General features: G+C 45.0%; 25 protein-coding genes. 17 read left to right on the top strand and 8 right to left on the bottom strand.

The annotated features are described in order from the left end of the window. Nucleotides 1-32 precede the first annotated feature (32 nt). Nucleotides 33-350: a helix-turn-helix domain-containing protein gene (locus Q0V21_RS09340; protein WP_079350485.1), complete on the top strand. Its 318-nt coding sequence runs from the start codon at nucleotides 33-35 to the stop codon at nucleotides 348-350. Further along, the gene (locus Q0V21_RS09335; RefSeq protein ID WP_301878573.1) at nucleotides 299-1,171 is read left to right on the top strand and encodes an IS3 family transposase; all 873 of its coding nucleotides are present in this window, start codon (nucleotides 299-301) and stop codon (nucleotides 1,169-1,171) included. The genes Q0V21_RS09340 and Q0V21_RS09335 overlap by 52 nt, the downstream gene beginning before the upstream one ends. A 382-nt stretch (nucleotides 1,172-1,553) precedes the next feature. Here the strand turns inward: Q0V21_RS09335 and Q0V21_RS09330 are convergent, their stop codons facing one another. Next, on the bottom strand, nucleotides 1,554-2,195 hold the full coding sequence (locus Q0V21_RS09330; RefSeq protein WP_301878572.1) for an FMN-dependent NADH-azoreductase: 642 nt from the start codon (nucleotides 2,193-2,195) through the stop codon (nucleotides 1,554-1,556). A gap of 201 nt (nucleotides 2,196-2,396) precedes the next feature. Here Q0V21_RS09330 and Q0V21_RS09325 point away from each other — a divergent pair, with 201 nt between their 5' ends. Further along, a complete protein-coding gene (locus tag Q0V21_RS09325; protein ID WP_079344578.1) occupies nucleotides 2,397-2,891 on the top strand; it encodes an RrF2 family transcriptional regulator in 495 nt (164 codons plus the stop codon). Between the two features lie 488 nt (nucleotides 2,892-3,379). On the opposite strand, the gene Q0V21_RS09320 is transcribed toward Q0V21_RS09325, so the two are convergent. Continuing rightward, the gene (locus Q0V21_RS09320; protein WP_079344579.1) at nucleotides 3,380-3,832 is read right to left on the bottom strand and encodes a hypothetical protein; all 453 of its coding nucleotides are present in this window, start codon (nucleotides 3,830-3,832) and stop codon (nucleotides 3,380-3,382) included. 43 nt (nucleotides 3,833-3,875) lie between these two features. After that, complete coding sequence (locus tag Q0V21_RS09315) at nucleotides 3,876-4,322, bottom strand: hypothetical protein (RefSeq protein ID WP_301878570.1); 447 nt, start codon at nucleotides 4,320-4,322, stop codon at nucleotides 3,876-3,878. 257 nt (nucleotides 4,323-4,579) lie between these two features. Between Q0V21_RS09315 and Q0V21_RS09310 the strand changes: the two genes are divergently transcribed. From Q0V21_RS09310 to Q0V21_RS09275, 8 genes are all read left to right on the top strand, one after another. Beyond that, nucleotides 4,580-4,948 (top strand): hypothetical protein, encoded by a 369-nt coding sequence (locus tag Q0V21_RS09310; RefSeq protein WP_301878569.1) that lies wholly within the window; start codon nucleotides 4,580-4,582, stop codon nucleotides 4,946-4,948. 19 nt (nucleotides 4,949-4,967) lie between these two features. Continuing rightward, a complete protein-coding gene (locus Q0V21_RS09305) occupies nucleotides 4,968-6,203 on the top strand; it encodes a beta propeller repeat protein (protein WP_301878568.1) in 1,236 nt (411 codons plus the stop codon). A 219-nt stretch (nucleotides 6,204-6,422) separates the two neighbouring features. Further along, a complete protein-coding gene (locus Q0V21_RS09300; RefSeq protein ID WP_024632039.1) occupies nucleotides 6,423-6,815 on the top strand; it encodes a DUF2500 domain-containing protein in 393 nt (130 codons plus the stop codon). A 185-nt stretch (nucleotides 6,816-7,000) separates the two neighbouring features. After that, nucleotides 7,001-7,750: an SDR family NAD(P)-dependent oxidoreductase gene (locus tag Q0V21_RS09295; RefSeq protein WP_301879531.1), complete on the top strand. Its 750-nt coding sequence runs from the start codon at nucleotides 7,001-7,003 to the stop codon at nucleotides 7,748-7,750. 204 nt (nucleotides 7,751-7,954) lie between these two features. After that, nucleotides 7,955-9,640, top strand: a complete 1,686-nt coding sequence (locus Q0V21_RS09290; RefSeq protein ID WP_301878567.1) for a hypothetical protein — start codon at nucleotides 7,955-7,957, stop codon at nucleotides 9,638-9,640. Between the two features lie 158 nt (nucleotides 9,641-9,798). Continuing rightward, the gene (locus tag Q0V21_RS09285; RefSeq protein WP_063563952.1) at nucleotides 9,799-10,221 is read left to right on the top strand and encodes a cell wall hydrolase; all 423 of its coding nucleotides are present in this window, start codon (nucleotides 9,799-9,801) and stop codon (nucleotides 10,219-10,221) included. 18 nt (nucleotides 10,222-10,239) lie between these two features. Then, the gene (gene gerQ, locus Q0V21_RS09280; RefSeq protein ID WP_443145781.1) at nucleotides 10,240-10,761 is read left to right on the top strand and encodes a spore coat protein GerQ; all 522 of its coding nucleotides are present in this window, start codon (nucleotides 10,240-10,242) and stop codon (nucleotides 10,759-10,761) included. Nucleotides 10,762-10,977: 216 nt separating this feature from the next. Beyond that, the gene (locus Q0V21_RS09275) at nucleotides 10,978-12,549 is read left to right on the top strand and encodes a sigma-70 family RNA polymerase sigma factor (protein WP_301878563.1); all 1,572 of its coding nucleotides are present in this window, start codon (nucleotides 10,978-10,980) and stop codon (nucleotides 12,547-12,549) included. Between the two features lie 163 nt (nucleotides 12,550-12,712). On the opposite strand, the gene Q0V21_RS09270 is transcribed toward Q0V21_RS09275, so the two are convergent. Then, nucleotides 12,713-14,569, bottom strand: a complete 1,857-nt coding sequence (locus tag Q0V21_RS09270; RefSeq protein ID WP_301878562.1) for an alkaline phosphatase — start codon at nucleotides 14,567-14,569, stop codon at nucleotides 12,713-12,715. Between the two features lie 379 nt (nucleotides 14,570-14,948). Between Q0V21_RS09270 and Q0V21_RS09265 the strand changes: the two genes are divergently transcribed. Further along, the gene (locus Q0V21_RS09265) at nucleotides 14,949-16,265 is read left to right on the top strand and encodes a hemolysin family protein (protein WP_079344585.1); all 1,317 of its coding nucleotides are present in this window, start codon (nucleotides 14,949-14,951) and stop codon (nucleotides 16,263-16,265) included. Nucleotides 16,266-16,673: 408 nt separating this feature from the next. Continuing rightward, on the top strand, nucleotides 16,674-17,168 hold the full coding sequence (locus Q0V21_RS09260) for a hypothetical protein (protein WP_079344586.1): 495 nt from the start codon (nucleotides 16,674-16,676) through the stop codon (nucleotides 17,166-17,168). Nucleotide 17,169: 1 nt separating this feature from the next. Here Q0V21_RS09260 and Q0V21_RS09255 read toward each other — a convergent pair whose 3' ends face one another. The 4 genes from Q0V21_RS09255 to Q0V21_RS09240 all read right to left on the bottom strand — a co-directional run bounded on the left by Q0V21_RS09255 (nucleotide 17,170) and on the right by Q0V21_RS09240 (nucleotide 21,479). Beyond that, nucleotides 17,170-18,135, bottom strand: coding sequence for a hypothetical protein (locus Q0V21_RS09255; RefSeq protein ID WP_301878561.1), 966 nt, complete (start codon nucleotides 18,133-18,135; stop codon nucleotides 17,170-17,172). Continuing rightward, nucleotides 18,113-18,703, bottom strand: a complete 591-nt coding sequence (locus Q0V21_RS09250) for an RNA polymerase sigma factor (RefSeq protein WP_024632024.1) — start codon at nucleotides 18,701-18,703, stop codon at nucleotides 18,113-18,115. Before Q0V21_RS09250 ends, Q0V21_RS09255 begins: the two co-directional genes overlap by 23 nt. Nucleotides 18,704-18,915: 212 nt before the next feature. Next, nucleotides 18,916-20,148 carry an aminopeptidase gene (locus tag Q0V21_RS09245; protein ID WP_301878558.1) on the bottom strand — a complete coding sequence of 411 codons (1,233 nt, stop codon included), beginning with the start codon at nucleotides 20,146-20,148 and terminating at the stop codon, nucleotides 18,916-18,918. A gap of 98 nt (nucleotides 20,149-20,246) precedes the next feature. Beyond that, the gene (locus Q0V21_RS09240) at nucleotides 20,247-21,479 is read right to left on the bottom strand and encodes an aminopeptidase (protein WP_301878557.1); all 1,233 of its coding nucleotides are present in this window, start codon (nucleotides 21,477-21,479) and stop codon (nucleotides 20,247-20,249) included. A 214-nt stretch (nucleotides 21,480-21,693) separates the two neighbouring features. Here Q0V21_RS09240 and Q0V21_RS09235 point away from each other — a divergent pair, with 214 nt between their 5' ends. The 4 genes from Q0V21_RS09235 (at nucleotide 21,694) to fumC (ending at nucleotide 25,792) form a co-directional block, all read left to right on the top strand. Then, entirely contained in the window at nucleotides 21,694-21,960 is a 267-nt protein-coding gene (locus Q0V21_RS09235) for a hypothetical protein (protein ID WP_024632021.1), read from the top strand. 184 nt (nucleotides 21,961-22,144) lie between these two features. Next, nucleotides 22,145-22,954, top strand: a complete 810-nt coding sequence (locus tag Q0V21_RS09230) for an MBL fold metallo-hydrolase (protein ID WP_024632020.1) — start codon at nucleotides 22,145-22,147, stop codon at nucleotides 22,952-22,954. A 213-nt stretch (nucleotides 22,955-23,167) separates the two neighbouring features. Further along, nucleotides 23,168-24,172, top strand: a complete 1,005-nt coding sequence (locus tag Q0V21_RS09225) for an aldose 1-epimerase (RefSeq protein WP_079344590.1) — start codon at nucleotides 23,168-23,170, stop codon at nucleotides 24,170-24,172. A 231-nt stretch (nucleotides 24,173-24,403) separates the two neighbouring features. Further along, a complete protein-coding gene (fumC, locus tag Q0V21_RS09220) occupies nucleotides 24,404-25,792 on the top strand; it encodes a class II fumarate hydratase (protein WP_301878554.1) in 1,389 nt (462 codons plus the stop codon). Nucleotides 25,793-25,945: the final 153 nt, after the last annotated feature.

Below are 25,945 nucleotides of genomic sequence, written 5' to 3'. Positions count from 1 at the left end.
AGCCGATGAAATTCTAGGGGGTGTATTTTTTTGTGGCGATTAAGGGACAAAAGTTTAAAACGTATTCGGAGAAGATAAAAAATGAGGCTATTCGTTTGCATACGGTTGAGGGGTGGACTTATCGAAAGATTAATGAACATCTGGGGATTCATGATCCAGGACGAATGAAGCGCTGGATGCGAAAATATCGGGAACAAGGTGAGTTTGGACTGATGGATCAGCGAGGTCGACGTAAAGAATACTTGGATCAAGACCGCTTTGTACAAAAACTGAAACGGGAGAATGAGTTGCTAAAAAAGTGCTTGGTCATCTGGAAGGAGGAAGCAAACAAGAAAGATTTCAGATCATAGAAAAAGTAGCGGCATACGGTGATATCCAGAAACTTTGTAATGTGTTTGGCGTGTCACGGAGTGGATTTTATGCCTATGTAAAACGTAAACGATTCGATCGCGACGCAAAGGCGAAGAAACAAGTGCTTCAAACGTATCAACGATATGAAGGCAAATATGGTTATCGGCAGCTCCAGTTGTTCCTTTGGCAAGATCAGGGGATTTGGATGAACCACAAAAAGGTGCTCCGCCTGATGCAAATGCTCGGTATTCAATCTCGAATCCGTCGTAAACGGCGCTCCAGCAGCTCGTATACACCTGCGCAGCGTGTAGCAGAGGACCTCTTGAAGCGAGATTTCAGTGCAGAAAAACCGAATCAGAAATGGGTAACGGACATTACCCAGTATCGTGTGGGAGAGCGCTGGATATATCTTTCAGCCATAAAGGATCTGTTTAATAACGAAATTGTGGCTTACGAAATAGGCGAACGCAACGACAATGAACTGGTGCTTCGCACATTCAGCAAGGCGTTTGCGAAGCAAAAAGACGTGACCGGACTGGTCGTTCATAGCGACCAAGGATTCCAGTACACGTCTCATGCTTACCACGACATGCTGCCAAAGGTTGGCGCCCGAATCAGCATGTCTCGCCGAGGAAATTGTTATGACAATGCCTCGATGGAGAGTTTCTTCTCGCATCTCAAAACGGAAGGACTCTATCCTTATCATATCCGAACGCTTAGCGAAGCACAAAGCAAAATCGAAAAATATATCCGTTTTTACAACCGAAAACGGCCACAACGGAAACTAAAAAAACTGACGCCGGTAGAGTACCGACGCTAGTTTGCGGCCTAGGTTCTTTTTTAAAGTCTACTAAATGGGGTCTTGACCACCCCAATTGGTGGCTTTTTTATTTATAAAATCACATTTCATGCAGCACAGGGTGAAACTCAAATAAGTGAATCGGCGGTTGGCAAAAGCAACCGCCTGAAAAATTTGTCCGATAATTGTACCCTTTGGATAGCAAATCAATTCTTAATTATTGATCTGATTGATTAATAAGAACAAATCAACTTATTCCTTTTCACTGAAGAGCTGTCTTACTTCTTGTAAAGTGCTTAATGGGACCTTCTTCGCTACAATCAAACCCGCTGTTCAGTTTCGCCCTTTTTCCGGGCATATTTTGCATAAGTAATTTATACAAAACTGGAAACTCCATCTCCATTTATTTAGCGGCTAGTAACTTGGCAGCTACTTCTACTTCTTTATATGCATTTTGAAGGATTTCATCATGGTTAAGAATAGCTGTACCTTGAACACGGATGCTTTCAAAGTCCTCAATACCGATGAAATTGAACATCGATTTCAAATACTTATGTGAATATTCGACTTCAGTGTACCAGTCGTTATTTGTGTAAATGGATCCACTGGCTTGGATGACTACCATGCTTCTTCCATCTTTGAGTAGACCAACTGAACCTGTGTCTGTGTATTTGAACGTTTCTCTTGCAATCATAATATTATCCACATAATCCTTTAACTTTGAGGGAACGTTGAAATTGTGAAGTGGATAAACAATGACATATTTCTTGGCATTTTTGAACTGCTGAAGTATTTCGTTCATACGTACAGTAACTTCTATCTCTTCGGTAGATAGCGCTTCTCCTTTAGCTGATTTGCCCCAGGCGCTTAAAACTGTTTTATCAATCATAGGTATAACATCTTCATACAAATTAATCTGTTCGATGACTTCGTCTTTAGCTTTGTTCTCCTTATATGTTTTTAAAAAATTATTAAATACATTTAAGCTGAAAGAAGACGTTGAATTTACTAAAGGATGTGCATTGATAACTAAAAGTTTACTCATAAGATATTCCCCCAATAGTTTGTTTTATTGTCGACAAAGTTAATCGACGATTAATACAGTAGCTAATATATATCGTTCACAATCTTTTGTCAAATTATTCGAATTGGTTATTTTTAGGTGGTAGTTTTACAAAGTTACTTCAGATGCTTATAATATTGTTTTTGAAGGAAATAAAAAAGAATTGAAAGTGGGAGATTATATATGCAGTATAGTGTTATGGTCGAGTATGCTCTGCATAGTCTCGTTTACTTAGTAGATGCGCCAACAACAGATAGTATTGGAATTAAAGAACTTTCCGAATTTCAAGGTCTTTCTGAGACTTATCTTTCAAAAGTGTTTGGGAAATTGTCTAAAGTTGGAATCGTGAGTTCTGTGCCAGGCGTAAAGGGAGGATATAAACTTGCTAGGCCTGCTGAAGAAATTTCATTTTGGGATGTTATAGAGGCGGTAGAAGGAGTAAAACCTATATTTCAGTGTAAAAATATCTTGAGGAATCATTATTCATATCGTGATGATCAAGCGTGTTCTTCATGTTCCACCAATCCATCTTGCACTATAAATGTAACTATGCTTGAGGGAGAAAGTTATATGCGAGAGTTCTTTCGAGGTAAAACCCTATCGTGGTTAAATAGTGAATTGAACCGTGTACTTCCTGAAAAATCGCGAAGAGATAGTCAAGAATATTTTGGGAAATAAAACAAATAAGTAATTAAAAAACCTTTGATTGCGATGCTCTGGTATTATCCCCTTGAAGTAGGCACTTAAAGGGGATAATACCACCAATAGTGGGCTTTTTTTTATATGAAAAATTACATAGACAATAACATTGAGACCTTTTAACATACACTTTATAGCTTCGTCTATAGGTACGACTCTTATTGACGAAGTTGTTTTTGGAGGTGTTACCTGGATAACGAGGAAGAGTTCGATTATATTAGTTGCGGAGAGATGGGGTTAGCCATAGCACATATAGAAGGTTGAAGTGCGAACCAATTAAGATCAAAGCATCCACACTGGGGGTGGAAGTTTGAAAAGACATAGAGTTAAGTAAGGAATTTGTTTGCTAAATAACAAACGCCATTAAGGAGAGCTATTGAGTTCTAGCCCTCCTTAATGGCGTTTAATGAATTCAAAGATTGACATTGAACCTGAAATTAATCCACGATTATTTTGAGAAATTTATATTAATCATCGGAATAAACTGTAGCATTGAAACTTTCGGGACCCAGGCGCAAGTTACTAACATTGAAACTTGGATTATAGGTGAATGTAGCGTACACAGAATAGACAAGCTGACCATTCCCTGGTGGCATCACATTATAATCCGAACCGCTAAATCTGAATACGCAAGGACTAAAAAATGGGTTGGACAGAACGATTGTACCCGCACGATAAACAAGCTGTTGTGAACTGCTTAACCCTCGGTATACTTCTATGACGAGATTCCCGTTAACAGGCAGCTGATTTGCTGTGACTTCAATGATGCCCGAAAAAAGAGTTCGAATCAATGTTCCCGGGTTGCTAACTTGCAGGCCTACCTGTGCAAACAAGAGCGGGACTCCATTGGTAAAGCTTGGAGTAACAATGTTCTGACCATTGGAACCTTGAGAAGTCCTTGCATCTAATGTTTTAACCATGGGATGCCCTCCTTTCTCAGATGAGATCCGGTACTAAACAGATTTAATCGTCACTGTAAGTGACCGCATTGAAGCATTCTGGTCCAACACGTGTGGCTTGCTCCATTGGTGACACGGGAACAAATGTCAAATAACAAGAATAGATAAGTTGTCCAGACGGTGGGGCGGAGACATTATAATCGGAGCCTTCAAAACTTGCTAATATGCTAGCTTCAGCTGGGAATATAGGTTGAGAAACGACATAGATTGGCGTGCCTGTATGGGTGGAGCCTCTGAAAATTTCAATCAATATTGAAGAAGGTTGGGAAGACAAATTGGCCACCGAAATTCGATATGTGCCATTAAATTGAGTTCGAATCAATGTCCCTGGATTTGAAATATTAAGTCCTAGTATGCCTACCAAGGTGGGCGTGTTCTGAGCGAGGGGGACATTAAGCGGATTAACTCCGTTGGATCCTAAAGAGGTTCTGGCATCATGTGTACGAACCATAGTTTTTTCCTCCAATCTATTATTTTGAATATCATATGTAGCTAGATTGAAAGTGTTGTCCGCATAGTGGTAAGAAGTTTCTGTGAACTATTAAACAAAAACACCCTGCGGATAGACTTTTTACAGTGTCTATTCTATAGGGAATTAGAATAATGGGCTTTTCTTCATTTTAATTATTTCTTTCAATGCCATGCACTCATATAGTATGCAATCATAGTATATAGACAAGATCATTTTCTGAGAGGAGAGTTATTCTATTGCCAAACTCAACAGGCTTGCTCTATAACTCACCAACAGGTATGAATATGGCGACTCAGATTATTGTCACTTGTATAAACGACTCGCTTAATGTCCCAGTTAATATTGAGATTGAAGTTTTTAAATGGGACACAACACAATCCATGCGGATACCTATAGGACATGATTTGTTTCAACTTCTTCCTCAAGCCACTCGAAGTTTAATTTATGGGCTTACCAATGCTGCTTTTTACGAAATCCAGAGCGATTATTTCAGTGCGACCAGTACAATTATTAATGTTTACGGCGTCGACTCTACAGGTCAGGTCATACAACGTGTTCTTCAGTCAGAAATGTCGTTAATAGACCGATTTACTAATATTCCATAATAAAAGGAAGGTGATATCGTTGGCCGTTGTTAATATTACAGGAGCTTTGGGTGGTAGCCAATTCGAGCCTTCAATTGCAGTCAATACGCTGGATACTAATATCATGTGTGTTGTTGCAGTGGATACAAGTAGCGGACCGACCTTAATTGGATTTTATCGTTCCTTGAATGCGGGAAATACCTGGTCCACATCATTACTTCCTTTGCCTGCGGGATTTGCAGGTGCGGAAGCTCCAACTATAGATTACACCTTCCCAAGCACATTTATTGTAACTGCACACGTATTTAACGGCGATTTAGATGGTACCATAGTAAGTTATACTTCAGTAGATAACGGAGAAACTTGGGCTGCGCCAGTTATTGTGCAAAGAGGTTACGGAACCGTTGTTCATAACGATGAACCTTACATTGCCGTAGATCGTTCTCCCGGGAGCCCTTATCGAGGGAATGCCTATGTAGGTTACACTCCGCTTGCAACGACATCTTCTGCAACCTTTGTCCAGAGAACCCTTGATCAGGGAGCGAGTTGGGAACAACCCCCTAATCGTTTATCCGATCCGAGGGGAATCCATGATCGCTCATCAATTGCAATTGGTTTCTCTGGAGAGGTCTATGCCGGATATATCGTCACTGGTCCCGATAGCCCATCTGCCCTTTTACGTATCTCTTATAACGGTGGAATTAACTACGAACCACCTATAAATCGACAATCTACATTCATATCCTCCGTTGTACCAGCCCCATCCCCATTACCTGTACCGAATTACGCTTTTCGAGTGCAGACCAATCTGAGTCTAGGAGCAGACATATCGGTCGGACCTAACAGCGGGACAGTTTACGCTGTGTGGAATGATGCCAGAAATGGCTACACAGATGTACTGTTATGCCAATCTCCGGATGGGTTGTTATGGTCCGATCCTATAAGTATTACAGGAGCACCAGCAGGTTCACAAAATTTCTTTCCATCGATCACCGTATCTCCGTTTGCTGGAACAATTAGGGTTATATATTACTCCAATCGTATTGACGGTTTTTTATTGGATGTATATGTTGCAGAGTCTTTTGATGGAGGGATTACCTTTACCAATCGTAGATTGACTACGACTTCGTTTAATCCCAATGGAATATCACCCGTACCTACTGTGCTTATTGGGGATTATATTACTGCTGCAACCTCTGCACCAGACAATCTTGCCGCTGTTTGGATGGCTACCACGCCACCAACCGGAAAATTGGATGTATATTTCGGAACCTGAATTAAGGAGCTATCTCTCCAAAAAAATAATAAAACAGAGGATGCCTGGTTCAATGGACTGGGTATTTTTATCTGTTGAATAACGAAAACTGGAATAGTCTTTTTATCCCCCGGTTAATTTGAACTCCAAATAACAATTTCCTTGTTCATGCGCATATATATTACAGAAGACGGGTCAAGACTCCGGCTGTCCTAGGTTTGATGAACGGAGGGGAGAGATATGGGCATTGAATCATCCTGGATGTTTGATTTTTTTGGAACCGTCTTTCCGGTAGTATTTGTCCTGATTATAGGTATTGTTCTGCTGTCGGTAGGGAAAGAAGTATGGAGATGGGGCCGCAATAACTCAGAACCTCTGCTTACCGTACCTTCACGTATTACCAGCAGGAGGATACAGATGAGTCAGTCGCACTCCGAACCAGGAAGTACAGCCCGTACGCTTTATTACATCACTTTTGAAGTGGAGAGCGGAGATCGTCTCGAATTCAAGGTGAATGGTGATGAGTACGGCTTGTGCGCTGAGGGAGATGAAGGTCGACTCTCTTTCAAGGGAACGCGTTATGTAGGCTTTGAACGCTACAATCGTTTGTATTCAGAGCGTGTACGCGGATAAACCGGCTGGCTTGCGCCACAGTGGCGTAAGCTTTTTTTAATTTCTTTTAGGGACAAGCGTTTCTTAATGGGGCTAACGTGTATTTATATAAGAAGAGACTTAGTTCAATTTTATGGTCCATAATCAGTGAGTTGTATGTAAACTTATATGATGAAAGGACTATCTCAATAGAGGAGGAAATGATGATGTCATTTACAGATCAAGTCGTGGTTGTGACTGGAGCAGCCCAGGGAATCGGGCGAAGCGTGGCTGAGGCCTATGCGGTTGCAGGGGCTAAAGTCGTACTTGCCGACTATCAGGAAGCGGAAGGGGCAGCGGCGGCAGCTTCCATTCGTAATGAAGGCGGAGAAGCCATTTTTGTCCAGTGTGATGTACGTCAAGAGAAGGATATAACGAATCTCATTCAAACTACAATAGACGAATTTAAACAGATTGATGTGCTCGTCAACAATGCAGGTGTTTCCAGATGGAAGTCTCCCTATGAGCTAACGCTGGAAGAGTGGGACGATATACTCAATACAAATGTGCGAAGTTGCTTTCTCGCAAGCCGGGAAGCGGCCAAACATATGAAGCACAACGAAAATGGTGGGGCAATCGTGAACATGGCCTCAACACGTGCGATTATGTCAGAGCCGGAAACAGAGGCCTATGCCGCTTCCAAGGGTGCGATCGTGGCGTTGACACATGCGATGGCGGTCTCATTGGGCAAGGACCGAATTCGGGTCAATTGTATCAGTCCGGGATGGATTGAGACAGGAAATGTTGAGAAATTGAAGCCAGAGGACCATGAACAACACCCGGCAGGACGTGTGGGCGTTCCTTCGGATATCTCCCGCGCTTGTTTATATTTGTCCGATCCAAGCAATACCTTTGTCACGGGGACCAACCTGATTATTGACGGGGGCATGACTCGAAAAATGATATATGAGGACTAGTACCGGGATTTATCCGGTCGATTGTAAACTTTTGAAAACATAGCAGAAATAAGCCCAAGTTAAGCACTTGGGCTTATTTGTTTTTGATAACTCGGTTGCTATAATAAATGTGATTTTACCACAGTACAGGAATGGAGGGAGAATATGTTCGGGAACTCATCCCGGAAAGTGTTTTGGCTATTACTGCTGATTGGAGGGATTATAATGACAGGCTTTGAATCTACTGCTGATGCTGACGCAGATATACGAGCAGCCTGGGTATGGCAGGCCAAGTCTGTCAGTGATGGAGGAAATGAGCTGCTGGAGAATGCAGCTAAACATAAGATTAACAGGCTGTATGTGAATGTGGATATGAATCTGTCACAGGAGGTCTATCATACGTTTATATCCAAAGCCAGCAAGGCTGGAATTGCAGTTGAAGCTCTTGGAGGAGATCCGTCCTGGGCAGTGAGTGGTCGTGAAGGTCCGATGCTCAAGCTGGCGTCCTGGGTGAGCAATTATAATCTGGCTGCAGAGCCGGAAGAGCGATTTGACGCCATACACCTGGATATCAAGCCCTATGTACTGCCACAGTGGAAAGAAGATGCCAAGCCGCTGGTGCAATCCTGGGTTGCCAATATGAAGCTATTACAGGAAAACGTGAACCAGGCCGGGGCGGTTGAAGTGAATGTTGACTTGCCTTTTTGGCTGGATTCTTACACCGTGACGGGCAGCAGAACGACTGATGATGCGGATAACGAGTCATTGTCACACTGGTTTATCGGGCAATTTGATCATATTACGCTGCTCGCTTATCGTGATAGTGCGCAAGGAAACAATGGAATTATACGTTTGGTAGAACAGGAAATGATATGGGCCGACGCCAGAAATGGTTCTATTACCGTTGGGGTAAACACCAAGCCGATGCCTGGGGAAGAGTTCACTACGTTTGCCGGCAAAGGTGCAACGCAATTGGAGAGTGTGGTAAAGGAGGTAGCCTCGGCATTCACGAATCATGCTTCCTACGCAGGTTCGGCTGTGCATGACATCGTGTACTGGGGGCAGCTGGAGCCAGAGGAACAGCCTGAACCCGAGAAACCGACCAATCAACCGGAAATTCGGGGAACCTACATCTGGCAAGCTTCTCAGGTTACGCATGACGGGGGAGACCACATTCTGGAGTTCGCCAAAGCGCAAAACATTAATTGGTTATACGTGAGGCTTGATCTGGATCAACCGTATTCCAGTTATCGCAGTTTTGTGAAACGTGCTCAGGCTCAAGGGATTGAGGTCCATGCCATGGGTGGCCATCCGATCTGGGGCAAAAAGGAGAACCGGCCACGGATACAGCGCTTGATCGATTATGTGAAAAATTATAATGCTGAATCTGAACCGGATGAACGTTTTAAGGGCATCCATCTTGATATCGAGCCATACACCCTACCTGAATGGGAATATGATCGGGATACATTGCTGACCGAATGGGCGGCCAATATTGCTTATTTCCATGATGAGACGAAAAAGGACAGTGATCTGGAAACGAGTGCCGATCTGGCCGTTTGGCTCGATACGTTCCCGTTACCGGGGAAAGACATGTCTGTCAGTGAATACATGATCACAACACTGGATCACGTATCTCTAATGGCATTCCGTAACATTGCTGAAGGCTCCAATGGAATTGCGGACGTCGTTAGTCAGGAAATGAAAATCGCGGACCGTCTGGGTAAATCACTTTTGATCTCGGTGGAGATGAAAGAGAATTTTGAAGGCAGACATATTTCATTTTATGATAAAGGAGCAGCGGAAATGGAACGTCAGCTCGCTCTGCTTCCAGATCTGTTGAGCGAGTATAAAGCCTACAAAGGCAATATTGTTCATGCTTACGATTACTGGATTCAAGCCAAGCCCTGAATAGGCAGGTTATATAGGAAATGTTTTGTCTCGGGACTTCACATAGGGTGAGGTTCCGGGCTTTTTTTTATAACAAAATGTGAAATTGTGTCACCGAATGGGCGTCTGCACAATACGATATACGGTGATGAGAGGTTCAACAAGGGAGGAAACAGGATATGGCTGTTATTAAAGCCAACTCGGAAGACGTCAAGCTGCTCGCTAGGCTGATGAGAGCGGAGGCTGAAGGTGACGGCGAACAAGGCATGCTGCTTGTAGGCAATGTAGGTGTAAACCGGGTGCTGGGTGATTGCTTGGATTTCGGTGATATTCGGGATATTAATCGAATGGTATTTCAGAATCCGGGTGGCTTCGAGTCCACGCAAAAAGGGTACTTCTACCAACGGGCAAGACAATCGGAAATACGCCTGGCACAGCGTGTCATTAATGGCGAACGCTTCTGGCCAGCCAGCAACTCTCTGTGGTTTTTCCGTCCAGTGGGAGAATGTCCACCAACTTGGTATGACCAGCAAAATACAGGCCGCTTCAAGGCGCATTGTTTCTTCAGTCCAACAGGCGAAGACTGTCCAACCGTATATTAAATTTTGGGAGGAATCACAATGATTAATCAGCCTTATCAACAAACACAAGTTATGGGCCAGCAGGCCAATTCGCAAGTTATGGGCCAACAGGCCAATTCGCAAGTGCAAGGAACGTCTTATAAAATCGGTAACGGTATGCCCATGATGTCGCCAACACCAGGCATGGTCTCACCTAGCTCCACAGGCGGCGTACCTCCGCTCGTATCTAGCGGTGCCCCAATGACTCCAACGGGTGGTGTAGTAACAACAACTGCGCCGCAGTTTGAACAGTCCTATATCGAAAATATCCTGCGGCTCAACCTGGGCAAATGTGGAACATTCTACATGACTTACGAAGGTAACAAAGAGTGGAACGCCCGTATTTTCCAAGGCATACTGGAAGCAGCTGGTCGTGACCATATCATTATCAGTGACCCGAACAATGGAAAACGGATTATACTTTTGATGGTCAACTTCGACTACGCTACATTCGATGAGCCGTTGTTGTATCAATATCCAGGTGTGATCGGGAACTATCCGCAACAACCAAGCAGACGCTAATCTGTAGCGAAAAACAAAACATAATATAACATGACCCTACACAGGCTGTCTCGAATGTGGATGTTATTCCGCAAACGGGACGGCTTTTCCTATATTATGATATAGAACATCAATTTAAATAAAATAAAAACACAGTTGAAAGTAACCTTTTTCTCAGATCAGGGCACTTAAAGATAAATACATCATGCAGCAAGTACAAAGGAAGGAGCAAACACATTGAAGAACTTGATCGATGGAGCAATTCGGGGGAAAGCCGAGGCTTACGAACAGCTGATGACGCAATTTCGCGGAATGGCACTGGCTGTCGCCTATCAAAAATTAGAGGACATGTTCCTGGCCGAAGATGCCGTTCAAGAGGCGTTCACAGAGGCCTTTGCCAATCTGTCCAAGCTGGACAATCCGGATGCTTTTCCCGGGTGGTTCAAAGTCATTGTGGAGAGACAGTGTTATCGTCAGCTCAGGCGTAAACAACATGCCACTGTTCCGGTTATGGAAATTCAGGATCTATTCCAGGAAGAGGATCAGGCTCATAATCCTGAAGAACAGGCTTTGAAAGGTGAGGTGCATCGTCTCCTGCGAGAATCAATTTCGATTTTGCCATCTTCCATGCAGCTTGCGGTTGAACTGTTTTACTTTCAAGGCTATTCACTCAAGGAAATGTCGGAATACCTCGGGGTCAACGTTCCGGCGCTTAAAAAACGGCTGTATGATGCCAGGTCCAGGCTCAGACGTTCACTGCCTGTGGCGGATGTAATTTCAGTATTTAGTGATCTATATGAAGGAGGAAAAGGGATGCTTCACATTATGAATGGTGACCATGCGGCAGATCGATTAAGACAAAGCGGGATTAAAGGTGAGATTCTGGTCTGGCGAGAGCTCTATACATTTGGACCGTTAACGAGAGAAATGGGGAATGAGACGGCACGAAGTGAACGTGCACAGTGTTTGGAGCAGCACTTGGGTATACCACAGACTGAATATTTGAAAATTAAGGAACTTGAGCAAACGTTACAATCATTCCATCAATACAAAGAGATCGTTCTGTGGTTTGAGTATGATCTCTACGATCAGGCGATGCTATCGTACTTGCTGCACTATTTCAAGGAAAAGGATCTACGTGACACGAAGCTGAATCTGTTATGTATCGATGCCTATCCGGATATTGAACATTTTCGGGGCCTGGGGCAACTCACACCATCACAGATCGGACGTTTATCAGGTACCTGGCACGTGATGGGGGCAGAGGAAATCCATGCTGGTAGCGAGTTTTGGACAGCGTATGCATCATCTGACATTCAGGATCATAGGGACTACTTGCTGAAAAACACATCGGTGCTCCCTTTTGCACATGCTGCATTCAAGGCCCACCTGTCCCGTCTGCCTTCTGTATCGAACGGATTGGGCACAATTGAGCAATCCACACTGGAGGCCGTGAGAGAGGGCGTGAACAGCCCTTATCCATTGTTCAAGCATGTTGGAGACCAACTGCATATTCTGGGAATGGGTGATCTGGAGTACTGGGCTCATCTGAAGAGAATGACGGAGGAACCTCATGCATTACTTCAATTAAGCGGTGTACAAGCGTTTCCTGATTTTCAGCAGCAGCATGACGATTTCCGTCACAGTGTCTTGTCTCTGACCGATCTGGGTGTTCAGGTGCTGAATGAAGAAGTAGATTGGACACTGTTAAGAAATGATAAGTCCTGGATTGGTGGTCTTCAGATTGGTGAAGGAAATGACACGCCTTGGCGCTGGGACACCGTTAATGAGACCATAGTGATCCTGTAGAGGTGAGATGGCAGTAGAAGCAGAATAAAAGCAAAGCAATAGAAGCCGTAGAGCAGCAGATAAGCGTGCTGTCCAATTGTCATCCATAGCGTCATGAAAAAAGAGTATCCCGCCGCCATGCCTGAACATGAGCGAGGATACTCTTTGTTTACTCAACCTTTTTTTACTTGGATGCATCCAACTTCAATGCGGTTACCATCTTGCGGAATACATCCGTATTATCGAGATAACCGGTAAACAGACGAGACCCGGGTCCCGAGGCATTGATTGGCACATCGTCGAATGTGTGTACTTCCTGGCCTTCATCATGAGGCAGGTTACCCGTATAGTGCACACCGTTCGGATCCTTATCCGGGTTGGCGATATACCAGGTTTTGTCCTTCACGTTAGGGTCCTGAATGGTGGGACTAATTGGCACCGGATTGGCAAGATAATCCTCATTATTGTCCGGCATATTGCCCCAGCCTACAGCAATTTTCCACTCGGAGTCCGGGTTGTCCGGGAAGCCATCGCCGTCTTCATCCACATATGTCGGAAATTTGGAATCCGCATATGTGCCGATCAATTCACGGAGCTCGTCGCCTGATTTTCCTTTGGCAGCTTCCGTGTTATACGTTCCGTTAAGCGTAAGGGAATGACCGTGGTCTGATGTAACGATAATGAGCGTATCCGGATGTTCCTTCGCGTAGGCCTTAACACGACCGACCGTTTGATCGAATTCAATCGCATCCCATATCGAGCGTTCAAAATCCATGGTGTGAGCCTGTTTATCAATGGATGCGCCTTCGACCATCAGGAAAAATCCGTTTTTATTCTGCTCCAGCACCTGGAGGGCAGTGTCGGTCATTTCCATCAACGTTGGCTGATCCGTATCCTTGCCTACAATTTCTGCGTTGTTAGGCTGAGTATATTCCCGGTCATAATATACGTTCATGTTGCCTTTGCGGAATAAGCCAAGCAATGATTTGGTAGAGGCGGACTTGTCCAAGTTCGTTGCATCTGTAACGTAGGTATATCCTTCTTTTTTGAACTCCTCCACAATATTACGTCCATCTTTGCGTTTTCCACCATCATTCGCTGGAAGGAACCATTCCAGTCCACCACCCAGAATAACATCCGGTCGGTTGGCTTCATTCAGATACATGCTGGCGATTGCTTCTTGTTCCCCGCGCTTACGTGTGTGTACGGCCATCGCTGCCGGTGTGGCATCCGTTACATCCGCAGTCGTTACAAGGCCGGTAGCCATGCCACGTGTCCGTTTGACCAGCTCGACGATGTTTTCCACCTTTGGATCGTCAAAAGGATCTGGCGTATTGTCCGGGTAGACACCCTCGGCATTGACAGCCGTTTTGTGACCAGTTGCATAAGCGGAAGCACTATTGGCCGAATCGGTGACGATGGAATCCATACCTGACGTGGTGACCATACCCATGGCCTCCATTTGTTCCATCTCCAGCCAGCCATTGAATTTGCCTTCGTGAATGCCCTTGGATACCACGCGAGCAGCGGTGCGAATATTCGCGCTCATGCCATCACCAATCATCAGAACGACATTTTTGGCCTGCTCACCATTTGTCAGTGTGGCTGTATCTTTGGAAGGATCGAACACTTGGTATACGACCCGTGAATATGTGCGCTTACCTGTAGCAGTCGTTTCGGCGGTTACCACAATGGAATCGCTCTCATGAAAGGTAACATCCCGAATAGTGTACTCTGTGCTCAGATCGTTACTGCTTGTCCATGTACCGGATTTACCGAAGTATTTGTCTGGTGACAAACCATTAATCTGGATTTTGATATCCCCGGATTTCAGCTTGGCCCCATTCAATTCAACCCGGAAATCCAGTTTTTGTCCTGCCAGAATCTGAGCACGGTCAATAGGCAGAATGGTAAATGCGGCAGGTGCCGTCTGTTGCTGTGAAGAAAGGGGTTCTGCATGAACTTGCCAAGGCACTGCTGTAATTGCGACAGCTGCACTAAGCAGCAACGCGTTCCATTTCATTGCATGATTAATTTTCAATGTGCATACCTCCGAAATCAAATTGTTGTTCTAATTGGAAGTATATAGCTGATTTATCATCTGAGCGTAAGAAAAAGGTTAAACTATAAGCAAGAAGATGCATATGTTTATTAGTAAAACGTAAAAAAAACTGCGAAATCGGTACATTTGTTAACGAAATAGCCCGTAAGCATCATTTCGTTGTCATAGGACACGGATTGACTGTGTAGTGTAGAATTATATAATAAAAGAAGCATATCCTTGTTATTCGACAGAAGAAGGTGGAGGTGAACGCATTGGGAAGTTGAAACTGCATATGAGCGGCAGAATGGCAAATATCCTACATTTTCGAAGGAGGTGGACCTATTTGCCGAAGAATGACGGCGAATAGGATGATAATTTGAGTGACCCCTTACCGAGTATATTAAATTTATTTTTAATTGCTTTGCTTGTATTGATGAATGGTTTCTTTGTCTCGGCAGAATTCGCGATGGTCAAAGTTCGTGGCAGCCGGATTGAAGCTTTGGTGGAAACAGGCAACAAAAATGCGATGTATGCTTCCAATATTGTACGCAACCTGGATGCTTACCTATCCGCTTGCCAATTGGGCATAACGCTTGCTTCACTTGGACTCGGGTGGCTGGGAGAGCCGGCGATTGCTCACCTGTTAGAGCCCATGTTTACTGCATTTGGAATGGGTCCGGTATACGTACACGGGATTTCCATTGCGATTGCTTTTGTTATTATTACAATTTTGCATATTGTACTCGGGGAACTTGCTCCCAAGACGATGGCAATCCGCAAATCAGAGACGATTACGTTATGGTCTGCGGCGCTGCTTACGTTCTTTTACAAATTAATGTATCCCTTTATATGGGCATTGAATGGCATGGCGAACAGCCTGCTGAGAGTGTTTCGCATGGCACCGGCCTCGGAACATGACTCGGCGCATAGTGAAGATGAAATACGCATTCTGATGAAAGAAAGCAATAAGAGCGGTTTAATTGACAATACTGAATTGGCGCTTGTTGATAATATATTTGATTTTACGGCAACAACCGCCCGTGAAATTATGATTCCGCGGACGGAAATGATCTGCCTGAATGCCAATCAGTCCATGCTGGAAAATCTGGAAATCGCTAGTGAAAGCATGCGTACCCGTTATCCGGTATATAACGGTGACAAAGACCATATTATCGGTTTTATTCACATTAAAGACCTGATGCGGTCACAGCTTACAGATACTATTTCGGTGATTCGACCGATTCTAGCGGTACCCGATTCTACCCCGATCAGTGACCTGCTCAAGCGGATGCAGCGCAGCAAGACACAGATTGCCATCCTGATTGATGAGTACGGAGGAACCTCCGGCCTTGTGACGCTGGAAGATATCATGGAAGAGATCGTGGGCGAGATTCAGGACGAATTTGACCAAGAACGTCCTTCCATTGAGAAAGTGGATGAGATGGAGTACTCCATTGACGGCCTTATGCTGATTGAAGAGGTTAGTGAGCGCTTTGGGCTGGATATGGACCGGGCGGATTATGATACGATTGGCGGCTGGTTATACTCCAGAGTAGAGGCCATCCCTCCAGAAGTGGGGCAGTCGGTAGAGTATGGCGGATATGTCTTTGTTATTCAAGAGACCGAGCATAAGCGGATTTCACGTGTAAATGTGATTAAGCTGGAACTGATGGTTGAAGGCGAAGGAGCCTGATCAAGGTATCATTTTTGGGTGACAGGAGATTCCGATCTATAGAGAAGCCGTGCGGTGGATGATTTCACTGTGCGGCTTTTGTTTTGCCCTTTAATGGTTACAGGCAGCAGGTTCCTGAGTATTGGAACATAGGGACGAACCATTTTGTAGCCCGTCAAGGTAGCTGATGATGGGACGTATAACTTTCACGCGAGAATCAATTCATATAGACGTTATCTAGTGGATACGGAATGGAATATTTAGGTTTCATCCATTCTGGAAGTATTCACCCAAAGATGCATTAAAGAACCAAAAGACGCTGCCAACATGAATGTCGGAGCGTCTTTTATTTTTTTTGAAACCTTCAAACCCCTACATCCGTTTAATATTTACACAAAAACAAAATTTGGAAGTGAAAGGTGGATACATATGCGGAATTTGAGAATAACGTCCATGCTGAAAGTCATGATTGTTGCAGCACTATCAGCACCTATGTTCCTTGCCATACCAACAACCACTGGGGTAGCTGTCGCCAGTCCAAGTATCAAACCTCACGCACTTACTCCACCACCACCGCCATTGGAACCAAGTATTAATACACTGTCTTCTCCAAAATATATCTATCAGGCAGTGGGGACGGTTACACCTGGAGGCGGGTTGACTGCGATTGTAAATACAACGACAACGACCTTCTCGGAAATGAAATCACTGCAAGTCGATTATCGACTTGAGCGCTGGACGGGATCAGCCTGGATACTTTTCCAATCCGGTTCCAAGAAGAAAACACAAACTCAGTCCCTCAATGCCCAATCGAGCTGGACCGTTATAACCGGATATTACTATCGAGTCGTCAGTCTTCACACGGCCGATGACGGGGTCAAACCTGAGACAACAACACATATTTCAAGCAACGTGTTATTTTAATTTATTTTTGGGTACTGCCCGGAAATTTTTGTTCTTGCAGGTCATTGGCAATAGCAGTCATTTCCTCTTCCGAGACAGTCCCGAATAAGCTCATGTTTACAGAACCCATCATCCATTGAAAGGTATTATAGGGGGGCCCGAGGTACATAAAAGCATCGCTGCCATCTGCTAATTTGACGATACTTGTTTCGCGAAGCATGGGCCCCTCAATGACCTGACCCGGCATAACATAGGCATAATCAAACTGAATGATTTCTTCTTCACCATTTTTGCCGACACCAGTATAACGAACTCTCATGCGTTCAGATTCATAATAATCCTCCGGATTGACGGGATTGAGGGTGTCCAGCATAAGTTCATATTTAATCTTTGTAAACCGCTCGGGTATGGCTTTTGACAGCAAAAAGTCACCCTTAAATCCTGAGCGTGCGATATCCTTTGTTACTACAATAGGTTCAAGCAAGTGTGATTCCTCATAGAAGGGGAGTACAATCTCATCTTCTGGTATGTCTCCGGAATAGAATTTGGGAGCTTCATTGATTCCCCGTTCAGGAGGCGGGGGGGTCTTGGCTGTAGATGGATCAGCACCCAACTGAGTTGTACGATCTTCGATAACAATGGATTTTACGCCATTACCCCACTCCTTAACTGATTGAACAAAGGGGGAAACAGCTTGTGTCCCGGAAGGCAGACTGAAGATGACGGCGCCGATGGTCACGGACGCAGCCACAATGACAGATAATCGTATGGTGCGCATTCTTTTCTTGCGCGCGCCAATTCGGGCGATTTCCTTTTGAACTTGGAGCCAGGATTGACGCATGGGTTCGGTGTTGGACACAGTCGGGGTGGCAGATACAGCCTGATGGAAAGCTTCGTCAAAAGCCATATCAAACGCGGCATCGAAAAATTCGTCTTCCAGCTCTGAATCAAATGAATCAATATGCTTATCGGACTTGCCTTTGCTCAATACTTCCACCCCATTCCTTATGTAATTTCTTCTTGATACTTCCGCGGGCTCTGAACAAACGTTGCTTCACAATTTCTTCGGATGTATCAAGTAGATCGGCCATTTCCCTATAGGAAAGACCTTCTTTCCAGCGCAGCTCTACGAGAACACGATATTCCGGTTTAAGCTGTTCCAGATAGAACTCGATGGATTCCTGCATCATTTGAGTTTCCACCGTGCTCTCCACGGAAGCTGCCGTCTGATTAATTGTCTCCATATCTATAAAAACACTATCCGTATCGAGTTGGTTACGGTTATTTTTATTTTTTCTCAGATAATTAATAGCGGTATTCCGTGTGACAACCTTCAGCCATGCTTTCAGTTTGACTTCGTTGTCGAAGATCGGTTTGTTTTTAATGATTTTGATAAAAGCTTCCTGGATGATATCTTCTGCTGCTGCACGTTCTTTGATGATGTAAACGATGAGACCATGAACCATATTATAGTATTCGTAGTACACTTCTTCTTGAAGCTGAGGGCCCAAATTATGGAAATCCGAGGCTAAGAGTAATTGGAGCCGATTGGCCATGATGTTCTCCTTTCTGGTGAACAATCCACAAACATTGGTATCATTTCATTTTACAACATTATATGGAAGCGATACAATGGGAGGTTAGTCCGACAGAAGCAGAAAAAATATATTCAAAATAGAGAGAGGCTGCTCACTAACCAGTAAATCATGGTCAGAAGGGCAGCCTCTATGTGTTATCTAATAATCGTAGTAGAACAGATATAAATGGCTTAGAAAGCCCAGTCGCCGTTCAGGAAGATGGCTTCACGCTCACCATTTGCCGTCATCCCGTAAATATTCGTTTCCGATGAACCCATCATGAAGTCCACGTGTGTAATGCTGGAGTTCATGCCGCGAGCTGCAAGCTCTTCAGTAGACATGGTCTTGCCGCCATCGATATTGAAGGCATAGGAACTGCCAATCGCGAGGTGACAAGAAGCATTCTCATCATATAGCGTTGTGTAATAGAGAATACCACTTTCCGAGATTGGAGAATGGAAGGGCACCAAAGCGACCTCGCCGAGATAATGCGAGCCTTCATCCATATTGATGAGTCTTTCTAGTGTATCCTGACCTTCTTCGGCGTGGAAATCAATGATGCGCCCATTCTCAAACGTAAGGGAGAAGCGATCAATGATGCTTCCGCCGTAACTAAGCGGTTTGGTGCTGGAAACTGTGCCGTTCACTCCATATTTGGCTGGCGCAGTGAACACTTCCTCTGTCGGAATGTTGGCCACAAAACGGGTACCTTGTTCGTTAATACTTCCCGCCTGCGCCCAAATGTGCCCTTCAGGAAGATCAACGGTAAGGTCGGTCCCCGGTGAGACAAAATGCAGAGCTTTATATTTTTTACTGTTCAGGGCAACTGCTTTGTGCTCCAAACGTTCAATATGCTGCTCCCAAGCCGCAACAGGATCTTCCAGATCGGCTCTTACAGCGGCAAAAATGGCTTCCCAGAGCTGTTTCATCTGCTCGGCAGGGGGAAGATCAGGGAAGACCTTTGCGGCCCAATCCAGTGAAGGACAGGCCACTCCTGTCCAGCTCATTTTGTCGGCCTGCTGATACTGACGGTATTTGGACATGGCCTGACCATATGTACGCTGGTGGGTGGAAATACGCTCCGGATCGATGCCTTTCAAGAGGTCGGGGCTGGATGACAAAACGGTCAAGAACGCAGCATCGTTCGCTGCCAGCTCCTCAAGTTCAGCGGCATGCCATTTCGGCGGGTCTTGGAACGAATCCTCGGGCGCCATTTCAAACCGCAGCCGATTGACTGTTTCGTCTCCATACTTGACGATGACTTTCTTTGCTCCTGCCTCGTAACCTTTGCGTACCAACAAACGCACAAATTCAGCTGTATCAATCATGGCGCTGATAACAAAGATTTGTCCGGGTTGAACATTAGCGCCTACTTTTACGGCTAGTTCAGCATAACGATCCAGTTTCTGTTCAAAACTCAACATATCAGGTTCCTCCATATCATGAATGACCCGCATACGCAGGAAAAGAGAGGAGTGATCCTCTCTCTCAATTCACCGTTTATTTAATTGTACTGTTTAAATTAGAAAGCCCAGTTGCCTTGCAGGAAGATTGGCTCTTCACTACCTTCAGAAGTGACACCGTGAATGTTCATTTCTCCTGATCCAATCATGAAATCCACATGAGTGAGACTGGAGTTCATGCCATGGTTGATCAATTCCTCTTTGGACATCGTTTTGCCGCCTTCCAGACAGAAGGCATACGCATTACCGATCGCCAAGTGGTTGGATGCATTTTCATCAAAAAGGGTGTTGTAGAACAAAATATTCGTATCGGAAATCGGCGATTGATGTGGAACAAGAGCTACCTCGCCGAGATAATGCGCACCTTCATCCATTTCAATCAAGCTTTTCAGTGAATCGAGTCCCTGTTCAGCAGTATAATCAACAATCCGACCATTCTCGAAAGTGATGGAGAAGCCGTCGATCAGGTTACCGCCATAACTCAGTGGCTTGGTGCTGCGAACTGTACCGTTAACTCCGGTCTTTAGTGGAGCGGTGAACACTTCCTCAGTAGGCATATTGGCAACGAACACATGTCCCTGCTCATTAATGCTGCCACCGGATACCCACAGATGTCCTTCTGGAAGCTCGATAGTCAGGTCTGTGCCAGGGGCAGTATAGTGTAGCTTTTTGTATTTCTTCTCGTTGAGCAGATCAGCACGGGAGTCGAGATTCAGCAAATGTGTTTTCCATTCCGCGACAGCATCCTGCTCACCAATGCGAACGGTTTTGAAGATAACATCCCACAATTTATCGATTTGCTGCTCAGCCGGAAGATCAGGGAATACTTTCGCTGCCCATTCAGGGGAAGGAACTGCCACAATGGACCAGCTGAATTTATCTGCCATCTGATAGGAACGATATTTCTCCATTGCTTTACCGCGAACTTTCTGACTAGTCACGATCCGCTCTTGAGGAACACCCGCAAGCAGGTCCGGATTTTCTGCGATAACGTGCAGAATGGCGGCACCTTCTTCTACGAGTTCGGTCATTTCGCCTGCAAACCATTTTGGTTCAATGGAGAAGGATTCCTCTGGTGCGAGATCATAGTGAAGACGTGTGATAACTTCATCACTCCAGTTTACTTTGACCAGCTTGGCACCTGTGCCATAAGCGGCTTTGACAATCAGGCGCACAAAATGTGCTGCCGAGATTGGTGCGTTCACGACGAGAGTCTGCCCAGGATGGACATTGACACCAACTTTGACAGCCAGTTCGGCATATTGTTGTAAATTCGTTTCGAAATTGTTCATGCTATTTTTTCCTCCCGTTTGTTATAATATCGTAGCTGTTTGTTATTATAGTCCTCATTACAGGTATGTAAGGAGTCAGTATGGTTCCCTCATTGAATAAGGTATACGTTGCTACGATATATATTGTACAATTAACCAATAATAATTACCAAACTAGGTTTACCATAAATTGTGGAGACCTGCAACAGATGAAAGTTTAAAGGAGAGAACGATTGTGAATATTGAGATTATTCGTGCAGAGATGCGTCGTGAAGATGAGAAGAATTTTGTAGGGAATACGGTTTTTCGTGCAGAAGGCGAAAAGTCAGTTTATGAAATTACGTTTATGAGCAAGAACGGCAAGGATTGGGACTATAGTCTTCATTTCACTGAACAATCCGGTGATGAAGAGGAATTGCTGCGTATGGACGAGCTGTTGGAAAACGATGATGATATGTACAATCAGTTGCTTGATGCGGCACTGGAAGCATATCCGGCGTAACTGTCCGAGATATTGTTGTTCTATTATGGAATGTAGCTGATTATACTAGACGGTGTATGCCTGAAACAGGGTGTCCACCGTCTATTTTATTGGTATGAAGGAATAGATGCTCCAGAAAAAGGGAAGTCTACGACAGATGAATGGAACCAGAGAGACAATCCGCCTGAATGGGAGGTAACCGTGAATGGCATCTGACAATTTGATTACAGCAGGAATGACGGGACTTGAAGCAGTCGGGCACGATATCCTCAGTCTGCGTACACTATTCGTTAATGTTGTGTTCATCGGTGAGCCGGGAAGCAGGAACTGGGTGCTCGTGGACACTGGAATGGCAAGTTTCACGGATCAGATACTTCATGTGGCATCAGAGCGTTTTCCAGGTCCGCCGTCGGCGATTATTTTGACACATGGTCACTTTGATCACGTGGGGACCGTCATTGAACTGGAACAATTCTGGGGTGTTCCGGTGTATGCACATCCGCTGGAATTACCTTATTTAACAGGTGTAAAGGATTACCCTCCTGCCGATCCTTCCGTAGGTGGCGGTTTGATGGCACGATTGTCATTTGCATATCCCAATGAAGCTATTAATCTGGATGATCGGATATTCAGTCTGCCTGAAGACCATTCAATTCCAGGTGTCTCTGGATGGGAATGGCTTCATACACCCGGTCATACACCGGGGCATGTCTCGCTATTTCGGAAAGAAGACCGTATCCTGATTGCCGGAGACGCGATTGTCACCGTGAAGCAGGAGTCGCTCTGGAGTGTGCTGCTTCAGGACAAACAGTTGCACGGTCCACCCGCATATTTTACAACGGATTGGCAAGCAGCCCATCGATCGGTTCAGATTATTCGAAGACTGGAGCCATTAGTCGCCGTTACCGGGCACGGGCATTCCTTAACTGGCGAAATGCTGAAGGATTCGCTGGAGAGACTCGATCTGGATTTCGAACAGACCGCCGTACCGGATCACGGCAAATATGTGGATTAATAAAGCCGATGCCAGACATGGCATTCCAGTATAATCTGGTGTGATTCCAATATGGCAGTATACATGGATGAAGACAGCCACGGAGCTTCGTAGCTGTCTTTTTTGTCATTCCATCATGAATTTGTTCTCTATCATAGATTGGTATTTTATGCGCGGTCATGATATAGTCGAGCCGTATAATATAACCTTAGTATGCAGGAGGTACATATAACGATGACACAGCAAAATGCAGCTTTCGAAGAACAATTTGGAGGTATACCTGCCGTCTGGCTTCGCTTTAATCAATTCGAAGCGGCAGTCCTTCCGAGCGTGGGTGCTAACCTTGTCGCGTTCCGTGATACAGAGCAAGGATTCCGGTATTTGCGTGAGCCAGACCTGGAACGTATGGACGAGTTTATGGCTGCACCTGCCGTATACGGAATTCCGATTCTTTCCCCACCCAATCGTTATGAGGATGGTCGCTTCCCCTGGGATGGTGAAGTCTATCAACTACCTATAAACGAACCGGCTACAGGCAACCATTTGCACGGATTCCTGCATAACGTCGAGTGGAAGGTGGAGGGCTATGGATCTGACGAGCTGGAGAGTTACGTTCTGCTTAGTCAGGAAGTGAAGGATGGACATGAGTTCTACAAATACTTGCCATTCACTTTCACTGTGACGCTCCGTTACTCACTGAGCAGCCTGGGACTTCAGCAGCAATTGAATGTCCGCAATAACGGAAAGGAACGTATGCCGAATTTGTTCGCATTCCATACAGCTATTAGCGTACCTTTTGCACCGGAAAGCCAGGCATCCGATTACACGGCCAAAGTAACAATTGGTCAGCGTCGTGAATTGAACGAACGTTCTTTGCCTACGGGACAATTTCAACCGCTTACACCGGAGGAAGAGCAATTAAAGGGTGAAGGGGTTAGTCCGTTTTTTGCAGCTATGGACAACCACTATACGGCAGAACCGCAGAATGGGCGTAACTATATGGAGCTTACCGATCATCGCACCGGTGACAAGCTGGTGTACGATGTAGGGACGTCCTACAAGCACTGGATGATCTGGAATAACAACATGGCTGGTGATTTCTTCTGCCCTGAGCCACAGATGAACCTGGTTAATGCTCCGAATGTACAAGGCATTCCTGCTGAAGAGATCGGTCTTATCGGTCTTGAGCCGGGTGAATTATTCGAACAAACCAGTCGTCTGTACCCAATCAAGCCGTAAAAATAAACGTCCGCACATTTTGCGGCACGCTTACAATTTTGTCGAAAAGGTGAAAATCTAGCAGGCAATCATGTATACTATGACGAGATACACAGGCTTTGTTCATGAAGAGCATTTTGCATAAATTTCAAAAACGACTTTGGAATTAACAGATGCAAGTTGCGATGTAGAAAAGAATGTATACGTAATGTTGTAGAGACCCAAACCATCTTTTTGGAGGAGGACAAGCAAGTGGAATACCGCATTGAGAGAGATACGTTAGGTGAAATGAAAGTTCCAGCCGACAGGCTGTGGGGAGCTCAAACGCAGCGCAGCAAGGAGAATTTTCCGATTGGTCGCGAGCATATGCCGATGGAAGTCGTACGTGCCCTGGCCATTTTGAAAAAAAGCGCTGCTTCAAGTAACCATAAATTGGGTAAATTGTCAGCTGCCAAATCGGATGCTATCGCTTATGCAGCTGATGAAATTATTGCAGGACGGATTGATGATCATTTCCCGCTCGTGGTGTGGCAGACGGGTAGCGGAACGCAGTCCAACATGAACGTAAATGAAGTTATTGCCAATTTGGGCAATCAGCTGCTTGAACAGAAGGGCAAGGAAGAACGTCTGCATCCGAATGATGATGTGAACATGTCCCAGAGCTCTAATGATACATTCCCAACGGCTCTGCATGTTGCTGGCGTACTTGCTGTTGAAGATCAGCTTTTGCCGGCGATTGCGGTGCTGAAAGCCACTTTTGCAGACAAATCGGAAAAATTCAAAGACATTATCAAAATTGGACGTACCCATCTTCAGGATGCAACGCCAATTACACTCGGTCAGGAGATCAGCGGCTGGGAAGCGATGCTGGACAAGAGTGAACGCATGATTCGTGATAGTGTGAATTATATGAAAGAACTTGCTATTGGCGGTACTGCTGTGGGTACCGGAATTAATGCACATCCTGACTTTGGTGATTATACAGCCAAGGAAATTGGCAAGCATACCGGCAAGGATTTTGTATCAGCGCCAAACAAATTCCACGCGCTTACAAGTCATGATGAAGTGGTGTACGCTCACGGTGCAGTTAAAGCGCTTGCAGCTGACTTGATGAAAATTGCTAATGATGTTCGCTGGCTGGCTAGTGGCCCGCGCAGTGGTTTGGGAGAAATTCGCATTCCGGAGAACGAACCAGGCAGTTCCATTATGCCGGGTAAAGTGAATCCGACCCAGAGCGAAGCGATGACCATGGTAGTTACGCAAGTAATGGGGAATGATGCAGCGATTGGCTTCGCGGCAAGTCAGGGGAACTTTGAGTTGAATGTGTTCAAACCGGTTATTATCTATAACTTCCTGCAATCTGTTCAGCTTCTTGCTGATTCTATTGTGGCGTTTAACGATAAATGTGCGGTGGGCATTGAGCCTAACCTCGGTCAGATTGAACACAATCTGAATAATTCGCTTATGCTGGTTACTGCGCTTAATCCGCATATCGGTTATGAGAATGCAGCCAAAATTGCCAAGCTTGCACACAAGGAAGGACTGTCTCTGAAAGAAGCAACATTGCAGACAGGTCTGCTTACGGAAGAGCAATTCGATCAGTATGTTGATCCGGCGAAGATGATTGCCCCGAAAGCCTAATCCATCCTCATTAAGTGAACCTCATTCGAATAAACAAGCGACCTGCATCCGCAGGTCGTTTTTCTCGCTCGGAGGTTCGTGAACTAATGCTTGTCAGTATATACGTATACATATAAACTACATATGCAACTATTTTATTAATCGAGCGGAATT

Origin of the sequence: Paenibacillus sp. 11B (assembly GCF_030487755.1) — a bacterium.
Taxonomy (GTDB): domain Bacteria; phylum Bacillota; class Bacilli; order Paenibacillales; family Paenibacillaceae; genus Paenibacillus; species Paenibacillus vandeheii.
This window is presented reverse-complemented; position numbering and strand designations above follow the sequence as displayed.